The organism is Streptomyces sp. NRRL S-455 (genome assembly GCF_000717875.1).
Taxonomy (GTDB): domain Bacteria; phylum Actinomycetota; class Actinomycetes; order Streptomycetales; family Streptomycetaceae; genus Streptomyces.
In genome coordinates this window covers 1-5691 of the sequence record NZ_JOCT01000056.1, presented here as the reverse complement: position 1 = coordinate 5691, position 5691 = coordinate 1, and the positions used below count along the sequence as shown (strand labels likewise).

Below are 5691 nucleotides of genomic sequence, written 5' to 3'. Positions count from 1 at the left end.
TGAACTTGATCAGCGTTCCGTTCATGTCGAACGTCACGAACTTGGGCTTGACGTCGAATCCCACTGGTCCTCCTAGTGCTTCAGCGGAGCGGCCTATGCCTTGGTCGATTGTCGACCATCTTTGGGTCGATTGTCGACCAAGCAGGTTTGAATGTCAACGACCTCATGGCTGGTCCTGGCAACCAGGCGTCGTGTCAGTCGGTGAGTCGGCGGTGGCTGAGGAGGGCTGCGATGATGCCGTCGAAGCCAGGACGTGTTCGGCTGCCTTGCCTTGCGCTCGTGGCGGCGGTGCGGGGGTCGGAAGCCGGCGAGCCAGGACACCGTCCTCTCGAGGACGTGGCGGTGGCGGCCCAGTCGCTGCGAGGACCCGATGCCTTTGCGGGCAAGGCGATGGCGGATGTCCGGCCTGGCGGTGACCCCGCGAGGACAAGGTGTACGAACGCCGGGTGCAGCTCACCGAGCAGGCCGAGAGGATCGGAAACGTCACCGATCTGCCAGGTGCTCGGCTTCTCAGGTAAGACCTGGTTCCGGCTACCGAAGACGTCTCCCCTTGCTCGGCTGCACCCTGCCGCACGTCCACAAGCGCCGTCGCCGGACCTGTCTCGGCCTGACAGGCGAACGGCACCATCGAGACGCCGACGTGTCACCGCGACCCGGGAGCCGGGAGGGGCGCGGCGCGGCTGTGAAAGCAGGGAACTCCGTGCCCAAGGGGCAACTTGAGCGTGGATGCAAAACCAGCGGAGGTATAGTCGACAAACGACCAAGTGGTCGACAAGCGCCGAGGGAGGGCAACGGGGTGGACCACAAGTTCGAGTGGCAGGAGCAGCGGACGACGACGCCGGAGGGCGTCTACCGCACGCTGCGTGCCGCCATCCTCGATGGGACCGTACCTCCCGGTGGCCAGCTGCGCGAGGCACACATCGCCACGGATCTCGGGATCAGCCGGTCCCCGCTTCGCGAGGCGCTGACCAAGCTGGAGGAGGAAGGGCTTGTCGTAAAGATCCCCTACCGCGGGGCGTTCGTCGTAGAGGTGAGCGCTCGCGAGGTCGCCGAGATCGACTCGGTCCGGCTACGTGTCGAACCCTACGCCGCCGAGCTCTCGGCCGAAGCGCTGCGCGGTCCTGAGCGGCCTCAGTTGCTGCAAACCGTCGAGGATCTCCGCCGGGCAATGGAGAAGGACGACATCCCGGCCAGTATCGACGCACACCTTCGCTTCCACCGGCTCTTCTACGATCTCTCGGGGCACGGCATCCTGCAGAGTCTTTGGAACGGCTGGGAGACCAAGCTGCGCCTCTACCTCAGTGTCGATCACCGCACTTACAGCGACAACCCGCATCAATTGGTCGTCGAGCACGAGAGGTTGGCCGCGGTTGCCCTGGAAGGCGACACCGACGCCTTCCGCCAGGAACTGGCTGCCCATTTCCCCATGGGACTGCGAGCCCAGACGGGAGACCAAGAGGAACACACGCACAGGCATGCATGAGGCCATGCGGCCTGCGTGAAGTGTCCAAAGGCAACCTCATTCGTGCGAGGTGGACGCGAAGCGGTACGGCTCGGTGCGGCTGGTGCCGTCCAGCCAGGTCACCGTCATCACCGGGTTAACGCCACCCGCTCGGACATCACCTGCCTGCGGGGTCACCACGGCGATACCTGGCGCGGCCGTTGTCCGGGCGAGGCAGGGGGGTATTCCCGTGCTGCAACTCGGATGCCGAATGACAGCGCCTGTGCTGTCGTTTCGGTCCGCCGCGGGACCCTGACAGGCAGGGGCATCAGTCGGACTGCGGCGGTGGCGGGCGCGCAGGCGGTTCCCTCAAGGGCCTCCATGGTGTCCCCACGGACGGTCATCCCGGCATGTCCTGGGGATCGGGTGACTTCGTAGCCGGTCGGCCAGCACCGAACTCGCCTGCCATCTCACGCCGCTGCGCACTTGCCCTGAACCGCCACATCGCGCCTCGAACTGATTCCGCAGCCGCTCGTGGCGGGGGCCGTACTCGCCCATCGGCCAGAACGTCGCCGTCAACCTCCGCTGCTCGTCGGTGCGTTGCCTCCGCGTCACGGTCGTCTTCCTGCCGTATCCGGATCGGATCGGCCATCCGTGTCAACCGCTCCAGAAGCCCGCCGCCGTCAGCGATCGTCATGCGGACGGGTGTGCTGCACATGTTCGTCCACGCCGAGCCGCACGTGGCGTTCCGAGGTCGCACCTCGGAGCGGAAGTCTGTATTGACAGTGCTCGACGGACACCCATATGGTCGACAAACGACAATACGGGGGCCGGTTTAAGTTGCCATATGGCGTTTTGTCGCCACTGTTACTCGAGAGGAGAACCGAGTGCAGATGATCAAGATTCATATAATGCGGGTTCTCGTGACGAACTGCGTTGGTTTGTCCCCTGTTGCGTCCGCAGGGGTGGCGCGATGAGCCGGTCCGTGACTTCGGCAGCGAACACCGACTCGGCTTCCGATCGGCTTCAGGCCATGGGTGTGGCCCTTCCCGAACTCCGTGACAACCCGTACTACGTGCACCACCGGAAGGTGGGCTCCAGCATCTACATCTCGGGCCAACTGCCTTACAAGGACGGTCGGCTGCTGGGGCAGGGCACTGTCGGCTTGGACGTCGAGCTGGAGACAGCCAAGGAGCTGGCGCGCCATGCCGCGCTCAACTGCCTCGCCGCCGCTGTGCAGGCGGTGGGCGATCTGGACCGGGTCCGGATCGTGCAGATGCTGGTCTTCGTAGCCAGTACGCCTGACTTCGGTGAGCAGTCGAGCGTCGCCAGCGCCGCCAGTGACCTGCTCATCGAGGTGCTGGGCGAGAACGGACGACACGCCCGCACCGCGATCGGCGTCGCCGGGCTGCCGCTCAACAGTCCGGTCGAGATCCAGATGGTCTGCACCGCTGTGTAGGGCGGGCCCGACGGCGGTGTACGCAAGTGCGCGGACATCGCGGGCCGCGCGCGTTCGGCATCCAGAGGGAGTCAGCACCCGCGCCCCTCGGTCATTCCAGGCAGAACCACAAGGAGGGCAGCGTGAAACGGCTGCAACGAGCACTCGGCGCTCTGGTCGAGCGGATCGACACCCCCGCGCCGATCGTGCTGGTCGACGTCATGCAGGGCAACATCGAGCGCATTCAGGGCTTCGCCGACCAGCACGACCTCAAGGTCAGACCGCACGTCAAGACGCACAAGTGCGTGGAGATCGGGCGACGCCAGATCGAGGCGGGCGCGGTCGGGATCACCGCGGGAAACGTCGGTGAGGCCGAGGTCTTCGCCGCGGCCGGGTTCGACGACATCTTCCTCGCCTACCCGATATGGGCCGCGGGAACGAAGCGAGCCCGGATCCGCAAGCTAGCCGAGTCCGCCCGGCTGCGGGTCGGCGTCGACAACGTCGCGGCGATCGAGGCCCTCGCCGACGCGATGGGGGACGAACCGGACCGGCTGCAGGTCGTGATCGAGGTCGACTGCGGCGCCCGTCGTTCCGGGGCGCCGCCCGAGGCTGCGGGCGATCTCGCGCTCGCCGCCCGCAAACGCGGTCTGGTACCGGTGGGCGTCTTCACCTATCCAGGGCACGGCGGCGCCGGCCGGGATGTTCGCCGGCGCGCCGCGCAGGACCAGGAGGCCGCGCTCACCACCGCGGTAGGCAGCCTCGCCGACGTCGGGGTCACCGCTGAGGTGGTCAGCGCCGGTTCCACTCCCACCCTCGAGTTCTCCACCAGCAGCGTGATCACCGAGATCCGTCCCGGCGAGTACGTCTTCGGCGATCTGAACAACGCCCGGCTGGGCTCCTGTACGGACGACCAGATCGCGTTGTTCGTCGCCGCCACCGTGGTCAGCGACTGGGTCCCCGACCAGGTCATCCTCGATGTGGGCACCAAAGCCCTCAGCCGCGAAGGCAGCCCCGAGATCGGCTACGGCGGCATCGCCGGCACGAAGGCAGTACTGGCCAAGCTCAACGAGTACCACGGGTTCCTCCCGCTGCCGGACGGCGAGTTCCGCCCCAGCGTCGGCACCGTCGTACCGGTGGTGCCCAACCACGTATGCCCGGTCGTCCTCGGTTTCGAGGAACTGATCGTCACCGACAGCACGGGCACGTCGCTGCAGCGATGGCCGGTCGACGCCCGCGGATTCCTCAATTGACCAGTAGGGGACGAGATTTCGAGGCCGAGCCCGCAACCCGACCTACGTCCCCCGTAAAGGAGTGCCTTACATGAGACTCGACAACCTCGCAGCCCTGGTGACCGGCGCCGGCAGTGGCATCGGGCAGGCGGTGAGTTCCCACTTCCGGCGCGAGGGCGCGCGGCTGCTGCTCACCGGCCGCAGGGAGCGGCTCGACAGCGCTGGGCCCGACGACCTGTATGTCCCTGGAGACCTCAATGACGAGGCGTTCGTCGAGCACTTGGCCAAGCAGGCCGCCGAGTCCTTCGGCACCGTCGACGTCGTCGTCCTCAACCACGGCCTGCAGGCCAGCAGTCCGCTGACCGAGATGGCCTACGACGACGCGAAGAACGTGCTCGAGAGCAACCTGCTCAGCGCGTTCCTGGTGATGAAGCACTTCGCGCCGCTGATGCCCGAGGGCGGCGGCTCGTTCGTCTGCGTCGGTTCACGGCTCGGCATGGTCGGCAAGCCCGGGGAGGTTCTGTACTCCGCCGCCAAGGGAGGCCTCATCATGCTCGCCAAGGGCGCGGCGATCGAATGGGCTGCGCGCAACATCCGCGTCAACGTCGTTGCTCCCGGTCTGACCGCCACCCCGATCATCGAAGCGGTGATCCAGAGAAGTCCCGACCCCGAGGCCTACCGCCGCGAGCGCGAGAGCCAGATCCCGCTCCAGCGCCTCGCCACCCCTGAAGAGGTCGCCGACGCGGTGCTCTTCTTCGCATCGTCGGAGTCGTCGTACGTGACCGGATCGGTCCTGACCGTCGACGGCGGGTACACCGCTTTCTGACTGCGCCTGCTGGGCATCACCACCGCTGGTCGACCCGGTCTCCGTCTCGCCTTCTGCTCGGGCGACCGCCGATTTGCGGCATGAAGGATCGAACACGCGTGGAGCGCGTACCCCGTTCGCCGCACTCGAACGGCGCCACCCACAGTGCGCCCGTGCCGCTCGTGTGAGCCCTGGATGGAGGTCGGCAGCAGGTGCCCGATCAGCGGCTCGAAGGCGTGAGGCTGGCGCGGCCCGGAACGCAGGCGTCGGGGCCGTCGGCGCCCGGCCCTGGAGCCGTGGGGTGGTCTCGCTCACGGTGCCTCCATGGGGGGTCCCGGCTCCGGTGAAGGCACAGAGCTCGGTGGAAGTGCCTCGTCACTCTGACAAGCGTCGCTGACCTGTGCAAGAGCCCGGAGACGGCAGCTACGAGGCGGAGGGGTGGGGCGGAGGGCCCGAAGCGGCTGACACAACGTCCGGATCTCGCGTCCCGGCCGGACAGGTCGCGCGTTGGCGCGGCCCTGGTCCGCCGAGATGGCCGGGAGACGAACATGACCGCACTGTCGCCGCACCTTCGCCAGGCCACGCCCGTGGTCGCGGTCCGGGGCGAAGGCATCCACCTCTACGATGAGGACGGCCGCCGTTACCTCGACTTCACCGCCGGTATCGGCGTCACCAGCACCGGTCACTGCCACCCCAAGGTCGTCGCGGCGGCGCAGGAACAGGTTGGCACACTGATCCACGGCCAGTACACGACCGTCATGCACCAGCCGCTGCGGCG

5 protein-coding genes are annotated in these 5691 nt (G+C 67.2%); all 5 read left to right on the top strand.

Translation table 11 applies throughout. The annotated features are described in order from the left end of the window. Positions 1–796: 796 nt before the first annotated feature. Complete coding sequence (locus IE97_RS0137725; RefSeq protein ID WP_030252091.1) at positions 797–1483, top strand: GntR family transcriptional regulator; 687 nt, start codon at positions 797–799, stop codon at positions 1481–1483. A 943-nt stretch (positions 1484–2426) separates the two neighbouring features. After that, positions 2427–2900, top strand: a complete 474-nt coding sequence (locus IE97_RS0137720) for a RidA family protein (protein WP_234331902.1) — start codon at positions 2427–2429, stop codon at positions 2898–2900. A gap of 122 nt (positions 2901–3022) precedes the next feature. Next, on the top strand, positions 3023–4129 hold the full coding sequence (locus IE97_RS0137715) for an alanine racemase (RefSeq protein ID WP_030252085.1): 1107 nt from the start codon (positions 3023–3025) through the stop codon (positions 4127–4129). A 70-nt stretch (positions 4130–4199) separates the two neighbouring features. Beyond that, positions 4200–4934, top strand: a complete 735-nt coding sequence (locus IE97_RS0137710) for an SDR family NAD(P)-dependent oxidoreductase (protein WP_030252082.1) — start codon at positions 4200–4202, stop codon at positions 4932–4934. A 527-nt stretch (positions 4935–5461) separates the two neighbouring features. Beyond that, the coding region (locus IE97_RS0137705; RefSeq protein ID WP_030252079.1) for an aminotransferase class III-fold pyridoxal phosphate-dependent enzyme at positions 5462–5691 on the top strand (230 nt) is incomplete at its 3' end.